The following is a 19,711-nucleotide window of genomic DNA, read 5'->3' on the forward strand; positions in this document are numbered from 1 at the left end:
AGCGGACGGTCAATTCCGAGAGGATGGCGAAAGGGGGTGACGCGCTATGGCTCAACGCGAATGGGTCGAGAAGGACTTCTATAAGGAGCTAGGCGTCTCCCCCGACGCCAGTTCTGAGGAGATCAAACGCGCCTACCGCAAGCTGGCACGCGAGCTGCATCCGGACGCTAACCGCGACAACCCGCGCGCCGCTGAGCGGTTTAAAGCGGTGTCGGAGGCCTACAGCGTGCTCTCCGACCCGGCCAAACGCGCGGAGTACGACGAAACCCGCCGCCTGTTTTCCGGCGCCGGCTTCGGCCGCCGGTTCGGTGGGGCCGGCAACTTCGGTGGCTTTGGCATGGGCGGTGACGGCGTCGAGTTCAACCTCAGCGACCTGTTCGACGCCGCGGGCCGGACCGGCGCGAGCACTATCGGCGACCTGTTCGGGGGATTGTTCGGTCGTGGCGGGGCGCCGCGCCCAAGCCGGCCGCGGCGCGGCAACGATCTGGAGACCGAAACCGAGCTGAGCTTCGTGGAGGCCGCCAAGGGCGCTGCGGTACCGCTGCGGCTCACCAACCCGGCGCCCTGCACCAACTGTCACGGCAGCGGCGCGCGGCCGGGCACCAGCCCGAAAGTCTGCCCGGCCTGCAACGGGTCGGGTGTGATCACCCGCAACCAGGGCGCGTTCGGCTTCTCCGAACCCTGCACCACCTGCCGGGGCAGCGGGTCGATCATCGAGCAGCCATGCCCTCAATGCAAGGGCACGGGCGTGACGACCCGCACCCGCACCATCACGGTGCGGATTCCACCCGGCGTTGAGGACGGACAGCGAATCCGGCTGCCCGGGCAGGGTGAGGCCGGTTTGCGGGGCGCCCCATCGGGTGACCTGTATGTGACCGTGCACGTGCGGCCGGACCCGGTCTTCGGCCGCGTCGGCGATGATCTGACCGTGACCGTTCCGGTCAGCTTTGCCGAACTAGCTTTAGGCACAACGCTTTCAGTGCCGACACTCGATGGGCGTGTGGGCGTTCGGGTGCCCAAGGGCACCGCCGACGGTCGCGTGCTGCGGGTGCGTGGACGCGGTATTCCCAAGCGCAGCGGCGGCTATGGCGACCTGCTGGTCACTGTGAAGGTGGCGGTTCCGCCGAACCTCAACGGCGCCGCCAAGAAGGCGCTGGAGGCCTACGCGGCCGCCGAGCGGGCGAGTGGGTTTGACCCCAGGGCCGGATGGGCGGGGAGTCGCTGATGGCCGAGAACTCCAAGGGACAAGACTCCCGCACCTTCCTGATCTCGGTGGCCGCCGAGCTGGCCGGTATGCACGCGCAGACGCTGCGCACCTACGACCGGCTCGGCCTGGTCCGGCCCCGCCGCAGTTCCGGTGGTGGGCGCCGCTACTCGCAGCACGACATTGACCTGCTCCGCGAGGTGCAGCGGCTCTCCCAGGACGAAGGCGTCAACCTTGCTGGCATCAAACGGATCATCGAGCTGACCAACCAGATCGAGGTGCTGCAGGCCCGGATCAAGGAGATGGCCGCGGAGCTAGAAGCATTGCGGGCTGGCCGTCGCCGTGATTTAGCGCTGTTACCCAAGAGCACCGCGGTAGTGGTCTGGCAGCCGCGGCGGTAGCGGAGCCGGCCGGTTTCTCGGCGAGTGGACCATGCTTCTGCGCCTGGGAGGCGAGCGGCGAACGTGATCGCCAGGGCGTTGGGCGACTGCCTTCCAGCAACGCTAGCTAGACGCTAAAAACCAGGCCAAATGGTAATTGCCGCGATTTTATCGCCGCGCACAAGGGTATCGATGGCGGCCAGCAGCTGCCAGTTGCCGAGTTCGTGAACATCGACGTGTTCCTCGTAGGTCTTTAGCTAGCTTAGGCGTCCTCGCCGTGAATATTGAGTCAAGTATGGCGAACGAGTCGCGAATGCCCAGGCGGCGTGTAGGGCCTGTCGGGTCGGGCGCTCCACCGACTTCGCCCACTACCCGCCGGAAAAGGCCGCCTTCGCGATGAAAACCCCAACCTGGTGCCGGCACACCGCCGCCGAGGTCGGGCCGCACTGTGAGGCCGTGATCGCCGAATTCATGCGCGACAACGCAATCCACCACCTGCGGGCCGCGCAAGGAGTGCTCGGGCTGCGCGACAAACACGGCTGTGACCGGCTCGAGGCCGCCTGCGCTCGCGCGCTCACCGTCGGCGATCCGGCGTATCGGACCATCAAAGGCATCCTCACCGCCGGCACCGAACACGACGGCGCCACCCAACCGGCAACCGGCGCCGCCGCCACCGCAGCGTTCCTGCGCGGCCCCGACCAGTTCGGCGTAGGCGACACCAACGGCGTCGCCTGAAGATCAACCAATCCCGGAATCTAACCCAAGCGTCACCCGCACCGACTATTTAAGGAGACCACGCAATGGGTATCTGCGACCCCGCGCTGCGCAACGCGCTGCGCACCCTGAAACTGTCCGGCATGCTCGACACCCTCGACGCCCGGCTCACCCAGACCCGCTCAGGCGAGATCGGCCACCTGGAATTCCTCCAAATGCTATGCGAGGACGAGATCGCCCGCCGCGAATCCGCTGCTCTCACAAGACGATTAAGACGGGCGAAATTCGAGGAACAAGCAACGTTCGAATGCTTCGACTTTTCCGCCAACCCGAAACTGCCGGCCGCGATGCTACGCGACCTGGCCGCACTGCGCTGGCTCGACGCCGGCGAATCGGTCATCCTCTACGGACCCGTCGGCGTAGGGAAAACCCACGTGGCACAAGCACTCGGGCACGCCGTCGCTCGGCGTGGCGGAGACGTCCGCTTCGTCAAAACCTCCCGCATGCTCTCCGATTTGGCCGGCGGGCACGCCGACCGCAGCTGGGGCAAACGTATCCGCGAATACACCAAACCCCTCGTGCTCATCTGCGACGACTGGGCTATGCGCGAGCACACCACCATGCACGCCGACGACCTCTACGAGCTGATCAGCGAGCGCGCGGTCAGCGGCAAGCCGCTGATACTGACCTCCAACCGTGCCCCGAGCGACTGGTACGGCCTGTTTCCTAACCCCGACGTCGCCGAATCACTACTTGACCGCATCGTCAACACCAGCCACCAGATCCTCATGGATGGACCCAGCTACCGGCCCCGTAAACGGCCCGGACGCAACACCGGCTAGACAACACCACCGCGGGCACGATAAGACCTACCATCGAGGCCCGCACCTGGGGAATTCCGTGACGGCAACCCCTGGGGAAGTATGTGACGGTCGACAGCTCGGTGGCTGTAGGTGCTAATGCATTGAAATAAGGCTCTTCTGACGCTTCCGTGGGCCGGTTGTTGATGTAAGGGGCGCACGTCGTTGTGGCTTAAGGTTTCTGGCTTGTGAAAGGTCAGGAACCAAAGGAGCCAACAACGACGTGCGCAATGTGAGGCTATGGCGTGCGCTGCTGGGTGTCGACCAGCGCACCGTGATCGAAGACATCGAGTTCGAGGAGTTCGGGCAGGAAGACGCCGACGGCGACACGCTGGTGGTGGCGCGGGTGCGGCCGCGAAGTGGTGTTTCGCGCCGTTGTGGCCGCTGCGGTCGCAGGGCGCCCTGGTATGACCGGGGTGAGGGTCGGCGCCGGTGGCGGGGCCTGGATTGGGGCACGATGCAGGTGGTGCTGGAGGCCGATGCGCCGCGGGTGAACTGCCCCGCCCATGGGCCTACGGTGGTGGCGGTGCCGTGGGCGCGCCACCATGCCGGGCACACTTTGGCCTTTGATGACACGGTGGCCTGGCTGGCGGTGGCGTGTTCGAAAACCGCGGTGTGCGAGTTGATGCGGGTCGCCTGGCGCACCGTAGGGGCGATCGTGGCGAGGGTGTGGGCCGACACGGAGAAGAGGATCGACCGGTTTGCGGGTCTGCGTCGGATCGGCATCGATGAGATCTCCTCTAAGCGTCACCACAAGTACCTCACGGTGGTGGTTGACCACGACAGCGGCCGGCTGGTGTGGGCCGCCCCGGGCCGCGACACCAAGACGCTGCGGCGGTTTTTCGACGCTCTGGGCGCCCAGCGGTGCGCGCAGATCACCCATGTGTCCGCCGATGCGGCGGAGTGGATTGCCGATGTGGTCGCCGAGCGCTGCCCGGGCGCGATCCGCTGCGCAGATCCGTTTCATGTGCTGGCCTGGGCCACCGAGGCGCTGGATGCCGAGCGGCGCCGGGCCTGAAACGACGCGCGAGCGATCGCGCGCGGCGAGCCCAAATGGGGCCGTGGTCGCCCCGGCAAAGACACCCCGCCGCGCCCGGGACGTGAGCGGGCCCGCACGCTCAAGGGCGCCCGCTACGCGCTGTGGTAAAACCCCGAAGAGCTCACCGAACGCCAGAGCGCCAAACTGGCCTGGATCGCCAAGACCGACACCCGGCTCTACCGCGCGTACCTGCTCAAAGAGGGCCTGCGGCATGTGTTTTCGGTCAAAGGCCAGGACGGCAAAGACGCCCTCGACAAGTGGATCTCCTGGGCGCGGCGCTGCCGCATCCCGGTCTTCGTCGAGCTGGCCGGCCGCATCAAACGCCACCGCAAGGCCATCGACGCCGCCCTCGACCACGGCCTGTCCCAAGGATTGATCGAATCCACCAACACCAAGATCCGCCTGCTCACCCGCATCGCATTCGGATTCCACAACCCCGCCGCGCTGATCGCCCTGGCCATGCTCGCCCTCGCCGGCCACCGCCCCACCCTGCCCGGCCGCGGCTAACACCCCTCCACCAGGGCACCCCTCGGGTTTCCCCTCTCAGACGTCGCCGATTCTGCGCTACCCGCTCGTCGGTGTCCATGTCGTTCCGCCTCGCTGCGCTCGGGGGCTCCACATGGACACCTCCCACCCGGGCAGCGCTACAGGCAACTATCGCGGAAGCGAGCACAAACGAATTCAACCATCAGATCACGGCCCCGAATCGGCCCCACCCACCCACGGATACGTCAGGAGGGCCTGAAAAATAATAGGTCTTCGCCGTGCCGACATCCCGGGGCTCGCCGATCGTCGGCCGCCTGCCGCGCTAGGTCTTGATCTCGATCGCGGCGTCCTCGATCGCCATGGGTGGCGTCCCAATCGCGGTGTAAAAGTTCGGGCATAGATTCCGCTCACTTGCGATTGTGATTTTATGCGATGGCGCCGACAGCATCGGCCGGCGCCGCTCCGGTTTCGGCGCGTACTTCCGAATTTCGTTGCGGCAGTTTGGTCGGTGGGTCATGCAACGACCTTCGCAGCTCCTGTAGTAGCCGTAGCCCGGCCGGTGTCATGGTGAACCCGCGCCAGCCGGCCGAGGCGCGGTCGAGCACGGCCCACACCAGCTTCAGGCAGGAGTGCTCGCCGGGCAGTCGGCCGATGACCTTGACCCGGCGGCGGGTTTCTCCGAAGGTCCGCTCGATGAAATTGGAGTGGCGCACCCGGGCCCAATGCTCCCGTGGGAACCGCAGGTAGACCGTCAGCGAGTCACGGTCATCAAGCAGACACCGCACCGCCGCCGGATACGAGTCGCGCCAACGCTTGGCGAACGCGTCGATCCTCTTGTGCACGTAGGTGACCGCGTCGATGCCAGGCGCGATGTTCTCGGGCACATCGAAGATCGCCCAGTAGTCGGCCTTCACCTCGGCTTGGGCGTTTTTGGGCACTTTGGCAAGGATGTTTCTGGCGCGATGCACCAGACACCGCTGGCGCAGCGCGGCACCCATGGTGCGCTCCACCGCGCCGATCAACCCGGGTGCGCCGTCGCTGATCACCAGCAGCGGGCAGGCCAGCCCGCGCTCGCCGAGCCCGCGCAAAAACCCCTCCCAGGCATCCCCGGACTCGCTCGCGGCGGCCTCCAGCCCGACGAACACCGGTTTGCCGTCGGTGTCGATGCCCCACGCCGCGAGCACCGGCTCGGCCGAGGCGTTGGCGTGGTACGTGAAATGGCTGCCGTCCAAAAACAGGTAGTCCAGCTCCACCTCGTCGAGGCGCCGACGGCTCCAGGACTCGAACTGGGTCTTGATGTCCTCGCAGACCCGCGACACCGTCGACTTCGACACCGCCGCGCCCTCGCCGAGCGCCTCGACCAAGGTGGCCTCCACGTCGCGGGTCGACAACCCGCGCACGAACCCGGCGATCACCAGCGACTCCAGCGCGTTGGTCTTGGTCACCCCCGTGCCGAACAACTGGCTGGCGAACCGCTCGGTGGTGCCGCGCACCTTCGGCCGGTGCAGCGTGATCGGGCCGGCGGTCGTTTTGACCGTGGTCGGGCAATACCCGTTACGCATCCCAGCCCGCGGATCCTCGCTGGTAGCGGCCCGCTGGTAGCGATCCCGGCCCAAAAACGCGCTCACCTCGGCCTCCAACGCGCACTGCAGCAGTAGCTGCGCGCCCAACTGGGCCACCCGCTCGACTGCACGCGACAAATCCTCACCACCGGCGAACACCCCATCAATCTCTGCCTGCAACCGCTGCGCAGGCGATATCCTCTTCGACACGGACGTGGGTTCCTTTCCTCAGACTTCCCGTCTTGGAGGGAACCTACGTCCGAACCCTTTTACACCGCCGCAGGGACACGACCTCGCCATGTTCTGGTTCCCCCAAAACGCAAGAATGACAACGTGTTGCACGTTGCATCCAAAACCTCAGCTCAGCGGAGCCACAGCTACGTCATAAGGGCCCTTCATTGTGCACGCAGCTCGCTGCTGATATCGACGCTGTTCGTTTTGCCATCGTGATGGTGGTCAGTCGTGTTGCGGCACTCTCCATAAAGGATGATTTCCCCATAACTGTGATCGGAAGGGAAGAAGCCCATGTTCGCGGTCACTCCGTCTTTGTGCAGCGTTGTGCCATGAAAGCGCTCTCCGGACCGCGGGCCATCGTTCCACCCGTGGGCAATCATTTCAGCCCGGACTTTCTGAAAATATGAAGCTGGATCCCCTTGCAGCAGAAAGTGCATCGTTACTCTGCCCTGGTAGGGGGGATCTCCTTGGTCATTGCACGATGCAAATGAGAATCCGCCGCTTACGCCCTGCAAGCCAGCCGCGGTGACGATCTGCTTGGCTGGCTCGACAACTTGGGCCATGGTTTGATCGCCGGTGAGGGGGTGGGCGGAATCATCCCATGGGTTCGTGGAAGAACCGGAAGAATGCGGTTTACTCATCACTAGCGCGCATCCTCCCAACAGCATGACGGCGAACGCTGCTCCAGCAATTCGTGCTGGCGATGACCATCGCTGTAATAGGTTAATGATGATGGTGGTCATCGAAGACGTGGTCGTCGGTAATCGATTTCGGCGGGCGATCCCACTCCGGATCAACACTGGCCGGTGTTCCCGGTATGTCCACACCAGCCGAACCCAGCCCTGGAACCCTGACCTCGATGCGTGGCTGGTGGCGCGGTTGGGCCAGCATGCCATCGGCTGCCAGGGCGTCGCCGTGGCCGGACGCGATATCGGCCATGCCGTGTAGGGCTTCGCTTCCGGCGTGGTAGTAGTACGAATGGTCATGGCGGGTGATGGAATCCGATCCCGGCACTTCTGCCCGGAACCGGACCGATCCAAATCCGTCGCCAGCCGGGTCGGTCCCTAGGCCGGGGTCTAGGCCCAACAACTGCCCTCCCACGTCAGCACCATATACGTATTGGCTCAGACCGTCGGATTGCCCGAACAAGCTGATTGGGTCCGTGGAGGCCGCACCCATGTAGACATGACCGCCGTCTACGTGAAAGCTCCCGGCGTTGCGGGCCAGGTCGGTTCCTGGGCAACCCAGTAACACTGCGTCGTTGGCGTGCATCCCCTTGGCGGCGAACGCGTCGGCGACGGTTGTCGACCCATAGGAATGGCCGAGGACGGTGACATGCTGGTCACCGCCAAGATGTGTGGCCCACAGGCTGTTGACGTCTTGCGCCAGTGCCGTCGCGCCGGTGCGGGCGAGCATCGGGGTGGCGATACGCGGGTCGGTGAAGTCGTTCGGGGCGTCGTAGCCCATCCAAGCCACCACCGCCGTGGGGTGATTCGGGTCGGCGGCGTTGGCCTGGGTGTAGAGGTTGAGCGCGTCGTTATGGCTATCGTGGAGCCAGCCACCCTTAACGCTGCTACTAGTTCCGGGCACGATCACCGCCGTATTGTTCGCGGTGTCGGGATTGCCGATGGCGATCGCGGCGCGACCCTTCCCGCCGAAGGCAAGCGGATCATAGGCGACCAGGTAGGTGGGGTTGGGCCGGAGAGGGTCACCGGCATCGTGGTCGAGGCCTTGCTTGGTTTGATCCGCGTTCTGGTAGCGGGTTATATCGGCTACCGAGAGACCATACTTCGTCGGATCACGCACGACGTCGTCCACGGTGACGTGGTTACGGTTCGCAATCTCGCGCACCCGCTGCAAGTCCGCCGTCATCACCGCGATGTTGGCATCGCTGCGGGCGCTGACCGGGACACCGTTGAGGTTCCCTATCTGCTCAGGGCGCTCAGCGAGTAAGAGTTGCCGCTGCTGCGCCGTCAGCGACGTCCACCACTTGTTGTCGTCGGCGCTGGTCTCTGGTGACGGAACATCGCTTCGCTCTCGGGGTTTCACCGGGGATTCGGGCGCGTCGTATGCGTGGATCATACCCAGGCCGTAGCCATTGGTGCCCAGATTGGTTGAGGCCTCCTGCAGACAGGCCGAATAGCCCTCGCGGATGGACTCAATCTGACCCAGGGCGTCTTTGGTGTCGCCGATGGCTTCGTGTTCGCAATCTCTGATGTATTGATTGAGCCGCGAAATGCCGTCTTCAAGGTCGGCCACATCCTGTGGATCGGCAGCTTGCGCCAGCAGGTATTCGTCGTGGTCGACGAGGTCTTCGGCGTGGCCGATCCACTCATCAAGCGTTTGTAGGCGAGTATCCAGCGTTGAGATCACCATCGCGGAGACGCGTTGCGCCTCCGCGAGCGCGGCGGCGACGTTTTCTAGATCCACCGCGATCTTGGGCAGCTGCCGAGCCTGATACCCCAGCGAGGATTTCACGCGCCGCACTTCGGCAGCGTCGGTGATCGGATGCTCACCGTTGTCCCGGTTCCACGAGGCCTCAAACCGGCGCAGGGCATCCACGAACGCGTTGTCGGCTTCTGCGCTGCACTGGCCTGCGTCGCGAAACGCCTGCGCAAGATCGGAAATCTGGGCCGGGCAACCCGCCTGCAGCGTGGCATCAACCGCCCACGGATCCCCCCCGGCCGCGGCGATCAGTTTCGCCAGGCTTATGTGGCTTATGGAGCGCAACCCCACCGCGGTGCCCCTAGCTCGCGCAACTCCTCGGCGTTGTCGTGCTCCATCGCGGTGAAGCCGGCCGCGACCATCTGCGCCTTATCGGCGAGCACACCCAGGCTGTGTTGATGCGACCGCAAGGCGCGCAGGTGATACGCCTGGGCTGAGCTGACGTCCTGATGAAACGCCTCAGCTGCGGCGAACCGTTACAAACGTAGTTGGTCGTTGTTGGCCAACTGTGCCGGGGTAACGGTTGCCCGGCCCGGATCACCGCGTACGTTCCGGCAAGGTGGGCGAGATTCGGTTCCTCGCGTCCTTGGTCGGTGGCGGCTACCGGTGGTCACCTGTCGGCTGTCGGGCCCGGCCTGGTTGGTAGCTCTCACCACATGATCCTCTGGTCGCTGTGGTGTCACACCTTCCCGCCGCCGGGCTGAAAAGCCTTGGGCGCGACGCCCGATCACGGTGGCTGCTGCCTGGTGTCGGGTGACGTTGGGGTAGGGGCGCTGCCAGTGTTGGGCGCCCCAAATGCTGCTGTAGGCGGGATTAACCGCCAGTAGTTCGATGCCGGCACGGTCAGCCATGGCTGCGAGCCTGTTGCGGAACACCGCGGTCGGCATGCCGGATACGGTGCGGCGGAACCGTTTCCCGCGTGCGCCGCGGCCCATAGTTTCCCGCCCGCTCATCCTGGCGTCGGCGAAGTCGAGGTCCTCCACCGCGATCGTCGCAACACCGCGGCGGCGCGTGTACTTGATCAGTGCGGTGATGGCGTGGCGGACCTGGGCGTCACGCCGCGACGCCGACCCGGTGAGGTCGATGTCGATCCGCCTGGGCGCACCCACGGGGTTGCCGTGGGCGTCCAGCCGGCGCACCGCCAGGTGCCCATCGTTGAGATCCACTCCCACCACCGACCCGATGGCGTAGACGTCGTCGCCGACTGCGCAATTGTCGCGGCCTACCCAGTACGGCACAGACGGGATCGCCCACGCCGCGGTGAGATACACCCCAGCCCTGCCGGGTTTGCGGCTGATCGCGTAGGACACCGAGTTAGCGCCGATGATCCGCTGGACCCATTCACCGCCGCGGTGCGCGAACACCGCGCTGCCGGAGAGGACGTAACGGCCTCGTGGGGCGTTCGCGAAGTGTTCCAACGGTTTCGGCAACCGAATACTGACCTGCCCGGCCGGGGTCACTGTGATCGTGAGATTCCCGAACGGTTCATCGGGCGAGCCGTTCGCCCTGATTCGCCACCGGGATGCCTCCCACCGCCGGCGCCACTGAGCTTCGGTCAGACCGGCCTTGTCGAGGTGATGGCGCGTCGCAGCCAGGCGTTTACCGCCCTCCACCACATGCGCCACACCGGCGGCCTGATCCCGTTGCACCCGGGCCAGCTCGCCCCGTAGATGCTGCAGCCTACGTTGCTTCTGGAAACGTTCAGCTTGGTTGGCATACCCTCTGGCGGCCTTGGCTTTTCGGCGGGCCTTACGCTCAGCGACGGACAGCATGTCCGCGGTCGGCGCCGCTAGACGCGCCTCGATGGTGGCGATCGCCGCCCGTAACCCCGCCACATGGCGGTACTGGGCATCGCGGGCCCGGCGGACCCGATCATCATTGGCGGCGATGATCGCATTGGCCCACCGCGCCGACGACGCCGCAGTCAACCCTTTCTTGCGGGTATTTAGCCGATCCCGACGCAGCTGTCGCCGCTCATCGGCGTCGCGTCCCGCGCCGACCGGACCAGGCCGGGACACCACGGCAAGATCAGCGCGACGCAACCGGCCTAGATGCTCAGCCACACGCTCTAACACCTGATCGTCCTGCGATGTCGTGCGCACCCGGGTGCTGATCGCCACGCCCACCGGTGCAGCGACCGGCTTCACCCCGCGCCACGCGCGCAACTCACGATCGGTCATGCCGCATCACCGGATTCGGTTTCAGCTGACACCGCGGCCCGTAGCCGCTTCGTCTTCGCCCAGCGCTGCCCGTACAGTCGGCCGGCGAAGCTGGTCACGATGGCCAGCATGTCGCGCGCCAGCTCTGATTCAGCCGACTCATTCTCGGGCCGGCCGATGTAGACCACCGACACCCCATAGCCGGCCAACAAGTGTTCGATCACCCCGACCCCGAACCGCGCCAACCGATCAGGATGCTCCACCACCAGCCGATCCACACCGGGTTTCATGCACTCGCTCAACGCTTTACCCAGCCCAGCCCGGCGGTCCGCCAACCCGGACGCGACATCGGCAAACACGATCAAATCGATGCCATGTTCCTGTAGTCGCGCGACCTGCCGATCGAGGTCACCTTCAGCCTGCTGCCGTCGAGACGACACCCGCGCGTACCCAACAGCCGTGCCTGTTCGAGGTTTACGCGTGAGGGCATCGAGGTCGCCGACCCGGAAGATCCGTCGCCCACCAGCACTGCGGGCATCGGGCAACCGGCCCTGTTGGGTGTAGCGGCGCAACGTACGCGTCGACACCCCCAACCGGTAGGCCGCCGCGGTCGCCGACACATAATCATCGGGGCCACGATGAGCCATGTCACCAATGCCTCATCAGGTCTTCGACCGGAAAAGGCAATTCGAGGCCATCTTCGGCCAGCATCGCCCGCACATCCGCTGCGGTGACGTTCTCGCCGTCCTTGATCGCGTAGAACGCCGCCTGTTCGAGGTGCTGCACGAATTCTGGGTGCTGCCCACACCAACGCTGCACACGTCGTTTCGCCGCGGCGCGCTCGCGCTTCTTCTTCGCCGACATCGACTTAAAGGCGTGTGCGCGGTGCGCGTTTTGCGCGGTCTTGTATCCGTAGCCCTGAGCATCATCGAGCACCTCACCGGTCGCCTCGTCGACGACGACATACCGCTTGTCATAGCTGCTGGACAGCGAGGCGCTGACGACAACCTTCGCGCTCATCGCATTTCCTCCATCACGCATCGAACGCACCACCACCATGGCCAATAATGACCAACAAAACCATCCGAACCCAGACCGGCGAGAGTCCGGCAGTCACATACTCTCAAACAAGTCCGACAACAACCGGCCGACCGCTACCGGCCAACAAAATCACCAGCTGTTCTCAACCCGACATCGCGGCTCCCTGGGTGAGCTTGTGGTGAGGCTAATCATCCGCGTGGTCACTGGTCAATTCGGTGCACGAGCGCTTTCGCATCAATCGCCTTTGGAACCTCGTCGATGGAATCGATGGACCAGCCGCTCAATCCGGTCACTCTTTCGGTAAATGGCGATGCAGAGTCCCGAAATTCCGTCGGCTACCCGGACAATGGGTCGTGCTGAATGCGCTCCTGCGGCGCGCCCTTGGCGATCAGGGCGGCCTTGGTGGCGCGCACCATCGCCGGCCCGCCGCAGATCAGGATCTGCCGATCGCTCCAACTTCCGTATTTGGTCACTACTTCGGGCAGTCGACCCGTCTGGCGCACGTGCAGCCCGCGGGGGGGCGTGCAATCGGGATAGTCCGCGGCCCAGGGCGGGTTGTCGGTGTACTCCGATACCGGCGACACCGACAGCCACGGATTCTGCGCGGCGACCTGCCACAGCGTGGGCAGGTCGTAGAGCTCGCACGGGTATCGCCCCCCAAAGAACACGTGCACCCGCGGGTTCACACCCCAGCGGGCGAGGTCCAGGATGATCGAGCGCAGCGGCGCCAGACCGGTGCTGCCGGCGACCATCAGCACATCGCCGCCGTCGCGGTCGACCTGCAGGCCGCCGTGTGGGCTGGACAGCCGCCACCGATCGCCGGGGCGGGTCTCACCCACGATGGCGGTGCTAACCAGGCCGCCCGAAACCGCCCGCACGTGGAATTCGATGGCACCGCCCTCGTCGGGCGGGATAGCCGGTGTCAAGTAACGCCAGCGCCGCGGGCACTGCGGGATCGTGACGTTGACGTATTGCCCCGGGTGGTATTCCAACGGCCGGTCCAGTTGGAGGCGCACCACCGCAAGATCGCGCGAGACACGCAGGTGCTCGACCACCGTCCCCTCCCACCAGGGGGGTCCGTCGTCGGCATCGGCGGCGCCGCTCATCACCCCGGTGATCAAATTGAGCGACTGGCGGGCGGCGTCGTCGACGGCGTCGGTCCAGGCGTCGCCTAACTGGGTGCGCAGCGTCTCGTATAACGCCTGCCGTAAGGTGCGGTAATGGGCCTCGGTGACACCGTATTTGCGGTGGTCGCGGCCGAGCTGGGCCAAAAGCGCCACCGGCTCCTGAGCGCGGTGCGCGGCCAGTTCGCCGTACACCCAGTGCAGGGCGTGGGCGAAGGCGCCCCGCTGGCTATGCATGTCGGGGGGGAACAAATCACGCAGCGAGACGTCCAGAGCAAACCAGTGGGTGTAGAAGCGGCGCACAAGGTCGTTGTCGCAGGGGTCGATCGCCGCATGCAGCACCCGCAGCGCATCGCGATCCTGCAGGCCCACGGGCCCCGATCTTAAGCCCCTCGGGGCTAGGCGAAAAGGAGCCGAGAGCGCGCGGCGCGCAACGCTGACACGGCCGGAGGCGCTGGCCGTCGCCAGCGTAGGCCAGTACCGACACCGCGACCGTCGACGCGGCGACGCGGCGACGCGACGAAGATTGCCGCCGACATCCAGGCCCGCATGCTATCCAGCCCTGGGCTACCGATCACCAAATCGGCTGCCGCTCCGCCGGAAGTCGCCGTCAGGGTGCCACCCGCGCGGTTGCCGGCAGGAACCGGCTAAACCTGAGCGGAACAGACTCAACATTGACGGCGTTGAACATCCGGACAAGCATTTCTGACACCCTTTCGACCCGGACGGAGGCCGTTGTGGACTCTTTCAACCCGACCACCAAAACCCAGGCGGCGCTGACCTCGGCCCTGCAGGCGGCTTCGGCCGCCGGCCACCCCGAAATCCGGCCCGCGCATCTGCTGATGGCGCTGCTGACGCAGAACGACGGGATCGCCGCGCCGCTGCTGGAGGCCGTGGGAGTCGAGCCCGCCGCCGTCCGCACCGAGGCGCAGCGCCTATTGGACCGCTTGCCTCAGATCACCGGCGCTAGCTCGCAACCGCAGCTCTCGCGCGAGTCGCTGGCGGCCATCACCGCCGCGCAACGGCTGGCCACCGAGTTGGACGACCAATACGTCTCCACCGAGCACCTGATGGTCGGGCTGGCCACCGGAGACTCCGATGTGGCCAAGCTGCTCAACGGCCACGGCGCCTCGCCGCAGGCCTTGCGGGAGGCCTTCGTCAAGGTGCGCGGCAGCGCCCGGGTCACCAGCCCCGACCCGGAAGCGGCGTATCGGGCGCTGGAGAAGTACTCCACCGACCTGACCGCGGCCGCGCGCGAGGGCAAGCTCGACCCGGTTATCGGGAGGGACAACGAGATCCGCCGTGTCGTGCAGGTGCTCTCGCGTCGCACCAAGAACAACCCGGTGCTCATCGGTGAGCCCGGGGTCGGCAAGACCGCAATCGTGGAGGGCCTGGCCCAGCGGATCGTCGCCGGCGACGTGCCGGAGAGCCTGCGCGACAAGAGGATCGTCGCGCTGGACCTGGGATCGATGGTCGCCGGCTCTAAATACCGCGGCGAGTTCGAGGAACGGCTGAAGGCCGTGCTCGACGACATCAAGAACTCGGCCGGTCAGATCATCACGTTTATCGACGAGCTGCACACCATCGTCGGCGCCGGCGCCACCGGGGAAAGCGCCATGGACGCCGGCAACATGATCAAGCCGATGCTGGCCCGCGGGGAGCTGCGGCTGGTCGGGGCGACCACTCTCGACGAGTACCGCAAGCACATCGAAAAGGACGCCGCGCTGGAGCGGCGCTTCCAGCAGGTGTTCGTGGGTGAGCCCTCGGTGGAGGACACCATCGGCATCCTGCGCGGGCTGAAAGACCGCTACGAGGTGCATCACGGTGTGCGCATCACCGACTCCGCGCTGGTGGCCGCGGCGACACTGTCGGACCGCTACATCACCGCGCGGTTCCTGCCGGACAAGGCCATCGACCTGGTCGACGAGGCGGCGTCGCGGTTGCGGATGGAGATCGACTCGCGGCCGGTGGAGATCGACGAGGTCGAGCGGCTGGTGCGCCGTTTGGAGATCGAGGAGATGGCGCTCGCCAAAGAAGAGGACGAGGCGTCCAAGGAGCGGCTGGAGAAGCTGCGCGCCGAGCTGGCCGACCAGAAAGAAAAGCTGGCCGAGCTCACCACCCGCTGGCAGAACGAGAAGAACGCCATCGACACCGTGCGCGAGCTCAAGGAACAGCTGGAGATCCTGCGTGGGGAATCCGAGCGCGCCGAGCGCGACGGCGACCTGGCCAAGGCCGCCGAGCTGCGCTACGGGCGCATCCCGAAGCTGGAGAAGCAACTCGACGCGGCGTTGCCGCAGGCCCAGGCGCGCGAAGCCATGATGCTCAAGGAAGAGGTCGGGCCCGATGACATCGCCGAGGTGGTGTCGTCGTGGACCGGCATCCCCACCGGGCGGCTGCTGGAGGGCGAGACCGCCAAACTGCTGCGCATGGAAGACGAGCTGGCCAAGCGGGTTGTGGGCCAGAAGAAAGCCATCCAGGCGGTCTCTGACGCCGTGCGCCGCAGCCGGGCCGGTGTCGCCGACCCGAACCGGCCGACCGGAGCGTTCATGTTCCTCGGCCCCACTGGTGTCGGCAAGACGGAGCTGGCCAAGGCGCTGGCGGAGTTTTTGTTCGACGACGAGCGCGCGATGGTGCGCATCGACATGAGCGAGTACGGCGAGCGGCACTCGGTGGCCCGGCTGATCGGCGCCCCGCCCGGCTACGTCGGCTACGAGGAGGGCGGCCAGCTCACCGAGGCGGTGCGCCGCCGGCCCTACACCGTGGTGCTGTTCGACGAAATCGAAAAGGCCCACCCGGACGTGTTCGACGTGCTGCTGCAGGTGCTCGATGAGGGGCGGCTCACCGACGGGCAGGGCCGCACGGTCGACTTCCGCAACGCCATTTTGATCCTCACGTCCAACCTGGGTTCAGGCGGCACCGAGGAGCAGGTGATGGCCGCGGTGCGTGCGACGTTCAAACCCGAGTTCATCAACCGGCTCGACGACGTGCTGGTGTTCGACGCCCTGAGCCCAGGGGACCTGGTGCAGATCGTCGACATCCAGCTGGCCCAGATGCAGAAGCGGCTCAGTCAACGGCGGCTGCAGCTGGCCGTGTCGCTGCCGGCTAAACAGTGGCTGGCCCAGCGCGGGTTCGACCCCGTCTACGGGGCGCGTCCGCTGCGGCGGCTGGTGCAGCAGGCCATCGGCGACCAGCTAGCCAAGCTGCTGCTCGCCGGTCAGGTGCACGACGGCGACACCGTGCCGGTCAATGTCAGCGCTGACGGCGAGTCGCTGGTGCTGGGCTGAGTTCACCCGCTGCTCGCGCCGGGGCGAGGCAGGCTGGCTGGCAAACCTTAATTCGGTTGTGACCTGCTCGCATTCCCGGTGGCGGGCCCCCAGCGGCTAGGCTACGAGAGATGGTGCCGCTTTGGTTCACGCTGTCCGCGCTGTGCTTCGTGGGTGCGGCCGTGCTGCTGTACGTCGACATCGATCGCCGCCGCGGGCGAAGCAGGCGGCGCAAATCCTGGGCGCGATCGCATGGCTTTGACTACGAGCCAGAATCTGCCGACCTGATCAAGCGCTGGAAGCGCGGCGTGATTTCGACGGTGGGTGAGGTCTCGGCCCGCAACGTCGTGCTGGGTCAGATCCGCGGCGAGGCGGTGTTCATCTTCGATCTCGAAGAGGTGGCTACCGTGATCGCGCTGCACCGCAAGGTGGGCACCGGCGTCGTCATCGATATGCGGCTCAAGGGCCTGAAAGAGCCGCGGGAGAACGATATTTGGCTGCTCGGCGCGATCGGGCCGCGGATGGTGTACTCCACCAACCTGGATGCGGCCCGCCGGGCCTGCGACCGGCGCATGGTCACGTTTGCCCATATCGCGCCGGATTGCGCCGAGATCATGTGGAACGAGCAAAACTGGACATTGGTCAGCATGCCGATCTCCAGCACCCGCGCCGACTGGGACGAGGGTCTGCGCACGGTGCGCCAATTCAACGATCTGCTGCGGGTGTTGCCGCCCTTGCCGCAACAGGCCGGACACCCACAGCCAGCGGCTCGCCGCAACGGGGCGCCGAGCCGCCCGCTGGCGCCGCCCGGCCGGGTGGAGCCGGCCGGGCGGGTGGAGCCGGCGCCCAGGCATGCTCAGCCGGACCCGGTTCGCCGCGAGCCGGCGGGTGGGGAACCCGCTCATCGGGACGGCCGCCCCGGAAATGTGGGGCACCCGCCATCGCCGGGCCGCAACGGTCGTCACGCCCCGCATTACCAGCTCTGATATCCCGTAGCCGCATCTCGGGGCGGCGGTGCCGTTCGTTACGCTGGCGGTGATGTCTCGCCCCGTCGCCCTGATCACCGGACCCACGTCCGGAATCGGCGCCGGTTTTGCGCGGCGCTACGCCGCCGAGGGCTATGACCTGGTGCTGGTGGCCCGGGGCGTCGACCGGTTGACGCAACTGGCGGGCGAACTGCACAACGAGGCGGGACGTGCCGTCGAGGTGCTGCCCGCCGACCTGGCGGATTCCGCGGACCGCGGCAAGGTCGCCGAGCGGCTTGCCGCCGGGGTGCGAGTCCTGGTGAACAACGCCGGTTTCGGAACGTCGGGCGAATTCTGGGTCACCGATCCGGCCGTGCTGCAAGCGCAGCTAGATGTCAACGTGACCGCGGTGATGCAGCTGACCCGCGCCGCGCTGCCACCGATGCTTGAGGCCGGCGCCGGCACGGTGATCAACATCGCCAGCGTCGCCGGGCTGCTGCCGGGCCGCGGGTCGACGTACTCGGCGTCCAAGGCGTGGGTGGTGGCGTTCACCGAGGGCCTGGCGGGCGGGTTGACGGGCACCGGGGTGAGCGTGCACGCGGTGTGCCCGGGTTTCGTGCGCACCGAATTCCATCGCCGTGCCGGGATCGACATGAGCTCGGCGCCGTCGTTCTTGTGGCTCGAGGTCGAGGACGTGGTTCGGGAAAGCCTGGCCGACATCGCTCGCGGCAAGGTGATCAGCATCCCCGGCGCGCAGTACAAGGTGATGGTTGCCGCCGGGCGGCTGATGCCGCGAAACCTGCTGCGGAAAGCGGCCAACGCGATCGGCGGGGGCCGTGGCCGCAGCTGAGTTGACCGTCACCGACCGTGAGGAGCTGGCCGAGCTGCTGCGCCGGCTGTCGGTGGTGCGTGGCCGATTCACGTTGTCGTCGGGCAAGCACGCCGACTACTACATCGACCTGCGCCGCGCCACGCTGCACCACCGGGCCGCCCGCTTGATCGGCCGGCTGATCCGCGAGCTCACCGACGACTGGGACTACACAGCGGTGGGGGGCCTCACCCTGGGCGCCGATCCGGTGGCGTGTGCGGTCCTGCACGCGCCCGGGCGTCCGATTGACGCCTTCGTGGTGCGCAAGTCAGTGAAACCCCATGGGATGCAACGTCTTATCGAAGGTGCTGACGTTCGCGGAAAAGCGGTTCTGGTGGTCGAGGACACCAGCACCACCGGCGCCTCGGCGCTGCGGGCGGTGCGCGCCGTGCGTGAAGCCGGCGGGGAGGTGGTCGGTGTGGCCACCGTCGTGGACCGGGCCACCGGCGCCGCAGAGGCCATCCAAGCCGAGGGCCTGGCCTACCGCAGCGTGCTTGGCGTGGCGGATCTGGGGTTGGGGCCTGGCTGAGCTCTCGCGCGCGTTGCCGGTCCGCCAGCGATGCCGGCCACGGCGGCCCGACTCGTCCCGAAACGCGAAGCATGGTCGGCGCGAAGTACGAGGTGTCGGCACCGCTGTCGGACTGGACTGGGTATGGCGCGCATGAGTGAGCCCGGACCCACCGAATGGGGCGCACCGGCGACCGGCGCCGGGCCCTGGGAAGGTCCGCTGCCGGCCGATCCCCGCTATGACCCGGTGTTGCTGCGCGAGGGGGACACTCGCAACGTCGTCGACGCCTACCGCTACTGGACGCGTGAGGCGATCATCGCCGATATCGACACGCGACGCCATCCGCTACATGTGGCGATCGAGAACTTCGGTCACGACGCCAACATCGGCGCGGTGGTGCGCACCGCTAACGCGTTCGCGGTGAACACCGTGCACATCGTCGGCCGCCGGCGCTGGAACCGCCGCGGCGCCATGGTGACCGACCGCTACCAGCGGCTGCGCCACCACGACTCCATCGCCGGGCTGCTGGACTTTGCGGCGGGCGCCGGGCTGACCGTGGTGGCGGTCGACAATGTCGCGGGCGCGGCGCGTCTGGAGCGGACGACGCTGCCGCGACGCTGCCTGATGATTTTCGGCCAGGAAGGCCCCGGCATCACCGACGACGCTCGCGCGGGCGCGGCGATGACGGTCTCGATCGCCCAGTTCGGCTCCACCCGCAGCATCAACGTCGCCGTCGCCGCCGGCATCGCGATGCACACCTGGATCACCCAGCACGCGGATCTGCGGTATGCCTGGTAGCCACGCGGCCGGTTTGCGCTTGCGCACGCGCTGGCGATCGTGCGTGAGCCGTTACTCGCGG

15 protein-coding genes and 4 pseudogenes are annotated in these 19,711 nt (G+C 66.6%); 10 read left to right on the forward strand and 9 right to left on the reverse strand.

Annotated elements, in window-relative coordinates:
* Positions 1 to 46: 46 nt before the first annotated feature.
* Both dnaJ and MSM1_RS08670 read left to right on the forward strand, forming a co-directional pair.
* Positions 47 to 1,225 carry a molecular chaperone DnaJ gene (gene dnaJ, locus MSM1_RS08665; protein WP_213441068.1) on the forward strand — a complete coding sequence of 393 codons (1,179 nt, stop codon included), beginning with the start codon at positions 47 to 49 and terminating at the stop codon, positions 1,223 to 1,225.
* Positions 1,225 to 1,605: a heat shock protein transcriptional repressor HspR gene (locus tag MSM1_RS08670; RefSeq protein ID WP_213441069.1), complete on the forward strand. Its 381-nt coding sequence runs from the start codon at positions 1,225 to 1,227 to the stop codon at positions 1,603 to 1,605. The genes dnaJ and MSM1_RS08670 overlap by 1 nt, the downstream gene beginning before the upstream one ends.
* A 113-nt stretch (positions 1,606 to 1,718) precedes the next feature.
* Here MSM1_RS08670 and MSM1_RS22920 read toward each other — a convergent pair.
* Positions 1,719 to 1,826, reverse strand: a pseudogene (locus MSM1_RS22920) (DUF5631 domain-containing protein); the annotation flags it as partial.
* A 103-nt stretch (positions 1,827 to 1,929) separates the two neighbouring features.
* Here MSM1_RS22920 and MSM1_RS08680 point away from each other — a divergent pair.
* The 3 genes and pseudogenes from MSM1_RS08680 to MSM1_RS08690 form a co-directional block, all read left to right on the forward strand.
* Positions 1,930 to 2,319, forward strand: a pseudogene (locus MSM1_RS08680) (IS21 family transposase); the annotation flags it as partial.
* A 65-nt stretch (positions 2,320 to 2,384) separates the two neighbouring features.
* Positions 2,385 to 3,140: an IS21-like element helper ATPase IstB gene (gene istB / locus MSM1_RS08685; protein WP_213441071.1), complete on the forward strand. Its 756-nt coding sequence runs from the start codon at positions 2,385 to 2,387 to the stop codon at positions 3,138 to 3,140.
* A 241-nt stretch (positions 3,141 to 3,381) separates the two neighbouring features.
* Positions 3,382 to 4,704 (forward strand): annotated as a pseudogene (locus MSM1_RS08690) (ISL3 family transposase).
* Between the two features lie 404 nt (positions 4,705 to 5,108).
* On the opposite strand, the gene MSM1_RS08695 reads toward MSM1_RS08690, so the two are convergent.
* The 8 genes and pseudogenes from MSM1_RS08695 to MSM1_RS08730 form a co-directional block, all read right to left on the reverse strand.
* Positions 5,109 to 6,455 (reverse strand): IS256 family transposase, encoded by a 1,347-nt coding sequence (locus MSM1_RS08695; RefSeq protein WP_213441072.1) that lies wholly within the window; start codon positions 6,453 to 6,455, stop codon positions 5,109 to 5,111.
* A gap of 185 nt (positions 6,456 to 6,640) precedes the next feature.
* A complete protein-coding gene (locus MSM1_RS08700; RefSeq protein ID WP_374101672.1) occupies positions 6,641 to 7,222 on the reverse strand; it encodes a hypothetical protein in 582 nt (193 codons plus the stop codon).
* On the reverse strand, positions 7,203 to 9,215 hold the full coding sequence (locus MSM1_RS08705; protein ID WP_307857311.1) for an alpha/beta hydrolase: 2,013 nt from the start codon (positions 9,213 to 9,215) through the stop codon (positions 7,203 to 7,205). The genes MSM1_RS08700 and MSM1_RS08705 overlap by 20 nt, the downstream gene beginning before the upstream one ends.
* Positions 9,197 to 9,385, reverse strand: a pseudogene (locus MSM1_RS08710) (DUF2563 family protein); the annotation flags it as partial. The gene MSM1_RS08705 and the pseudogene MSM1_RS08710, both read right to left, overlap by 19 nt.
* 15 nt (positions 9,386 to 9,400) lie before the next feature.
* Positions 9,401 to 11,104, reverse strand: coding sequence for a hypothetical protein (locus MSM1_RS08715; protein WP_213441073.1), 1,704 nt, complete (start codon positions 11,102 to 11,104; stop codon positions 9,401 to 9,403).
* Entirely contained in the window at positions 11,101 to 11,730 is a 630-nt protein-coding gene (locus tag MSM1_RS08720; protein ID WP_213441074.1) for an IS607 family transposase, read from the reverse strand. Before MSM1_RS08720 ends, MSM1_RS08715 begins: the two co-directional genes overlap by 4 nt.
* Position 11,731: 1 nt before the next feature.
* Positions 11,732 to 12,103: a hypothetical protein gene (locus MSM1_RS08725; protein ID WP_213441075.1), complete on the reverse strand. Its 372-nt coding sequence runs from the start codon at positions 12,101 to 12,103 to the stop codon at positions 11,732 to 11,734.
* A gap of 356 nt (positions 12,104 to 12,459) precedes the next feature.
* The gene (locus tag MSM1_RS08730) at positions 12,460 to 13,620 is read right to left on the reverse strand and encodes an FAD-binding oxidoreductase (RefSeq protein ID WP_213441076.1); all 1,161 of its coding nucleotides are present in this window, start codon (positions 13,618 to 13,620) and stop codon (positions 12,460 to 12,462) included.
* Between the two features lie 365 nt (positions 13,621 to 13,985).
* Between MSM1_RS08730 and clpB the strand changes: the two genes are divergently transcribed.
* The 5 genes from clpB to MSM1_RS08755 all read left to right on the forward strand — a co-directional run bounded on the left by clpB (position 13,986) and on the right by MSM1_RS08755 (position 19,650).
* Entirely contained in the window at positions 13,986 to 16,532 is a 2,547-nt protein-coding gene (gene clpB, locus MSM1_RS08735; protein ID WP_213441077.1) for an ATP-dependent chaperone ClpB, read from the forward strand.
* A 110-nt stretch (positions 16,533 to 16,642) separates the two neighbouring features.
* Positions 16,643 to 17,497, forward strand: a complete 855-nt coding sequence (ttfA, locus tag MSM1_RS08740) for a trehalose monomycolate transport factor TtfA (RefSeq protein WP_213441078.1) — start codon at positions 16,643 to 16,645, stop codon at positions 17,495 to 17,497.
* Positions 17,498 to 17,549: 52 nt separating this feature from the next.
* On the forward strand, positions 17,550 to 18,326 hold the full coding sequence (locus tag MSM1_RS08745) for an SDR family oxidoreductase (RefSeq protein WP_213441079.1): 777 nt from the start codon (positions 17,550 to 17,552) through the stop codon (positions 18,324 to 18,326).
* Between the two features lies 1 nt (position 18,327).
* The gene (gene pyrE / locus MSM1_RS08750; protein WP_213441614.1) at positions 18,328 to 18,873 is read left to right on the forward strand and encodes an orotate phosphoribosyltransferase; all 546 of its coding nucleotides are present in this window, start codon (positions 18,328 to 18,330) and stop codon (positions 18,871 to 18,873) included.
* Positions 18,874 to 19,005: 132 nt separating this feature from the next.
* The gene (locus MSM1_RS08755; protein ID WP_213441080.1) at positions 19,006 to 19,650 is read left to right on the forward strand and encodes an RNA methyltransferase; all 645 of its coding nucleotides are present in this window, start codon (positions 19,006 to 19,008) and stop codon (positions 19,648 to 19,650) included.
* Positions 19,651 to 19,711 lie beyond the last annotated feature (61 nt).

The sequence above is a fragment of the Mycobacterium sp. SM1 genome (assembly GCF_018361265.1).
Lineage (GTDB): Bacteria > Actinomycetota > Actinomycetes > Mycobacteriales > Mycobacteriaceae > Mycobacterium.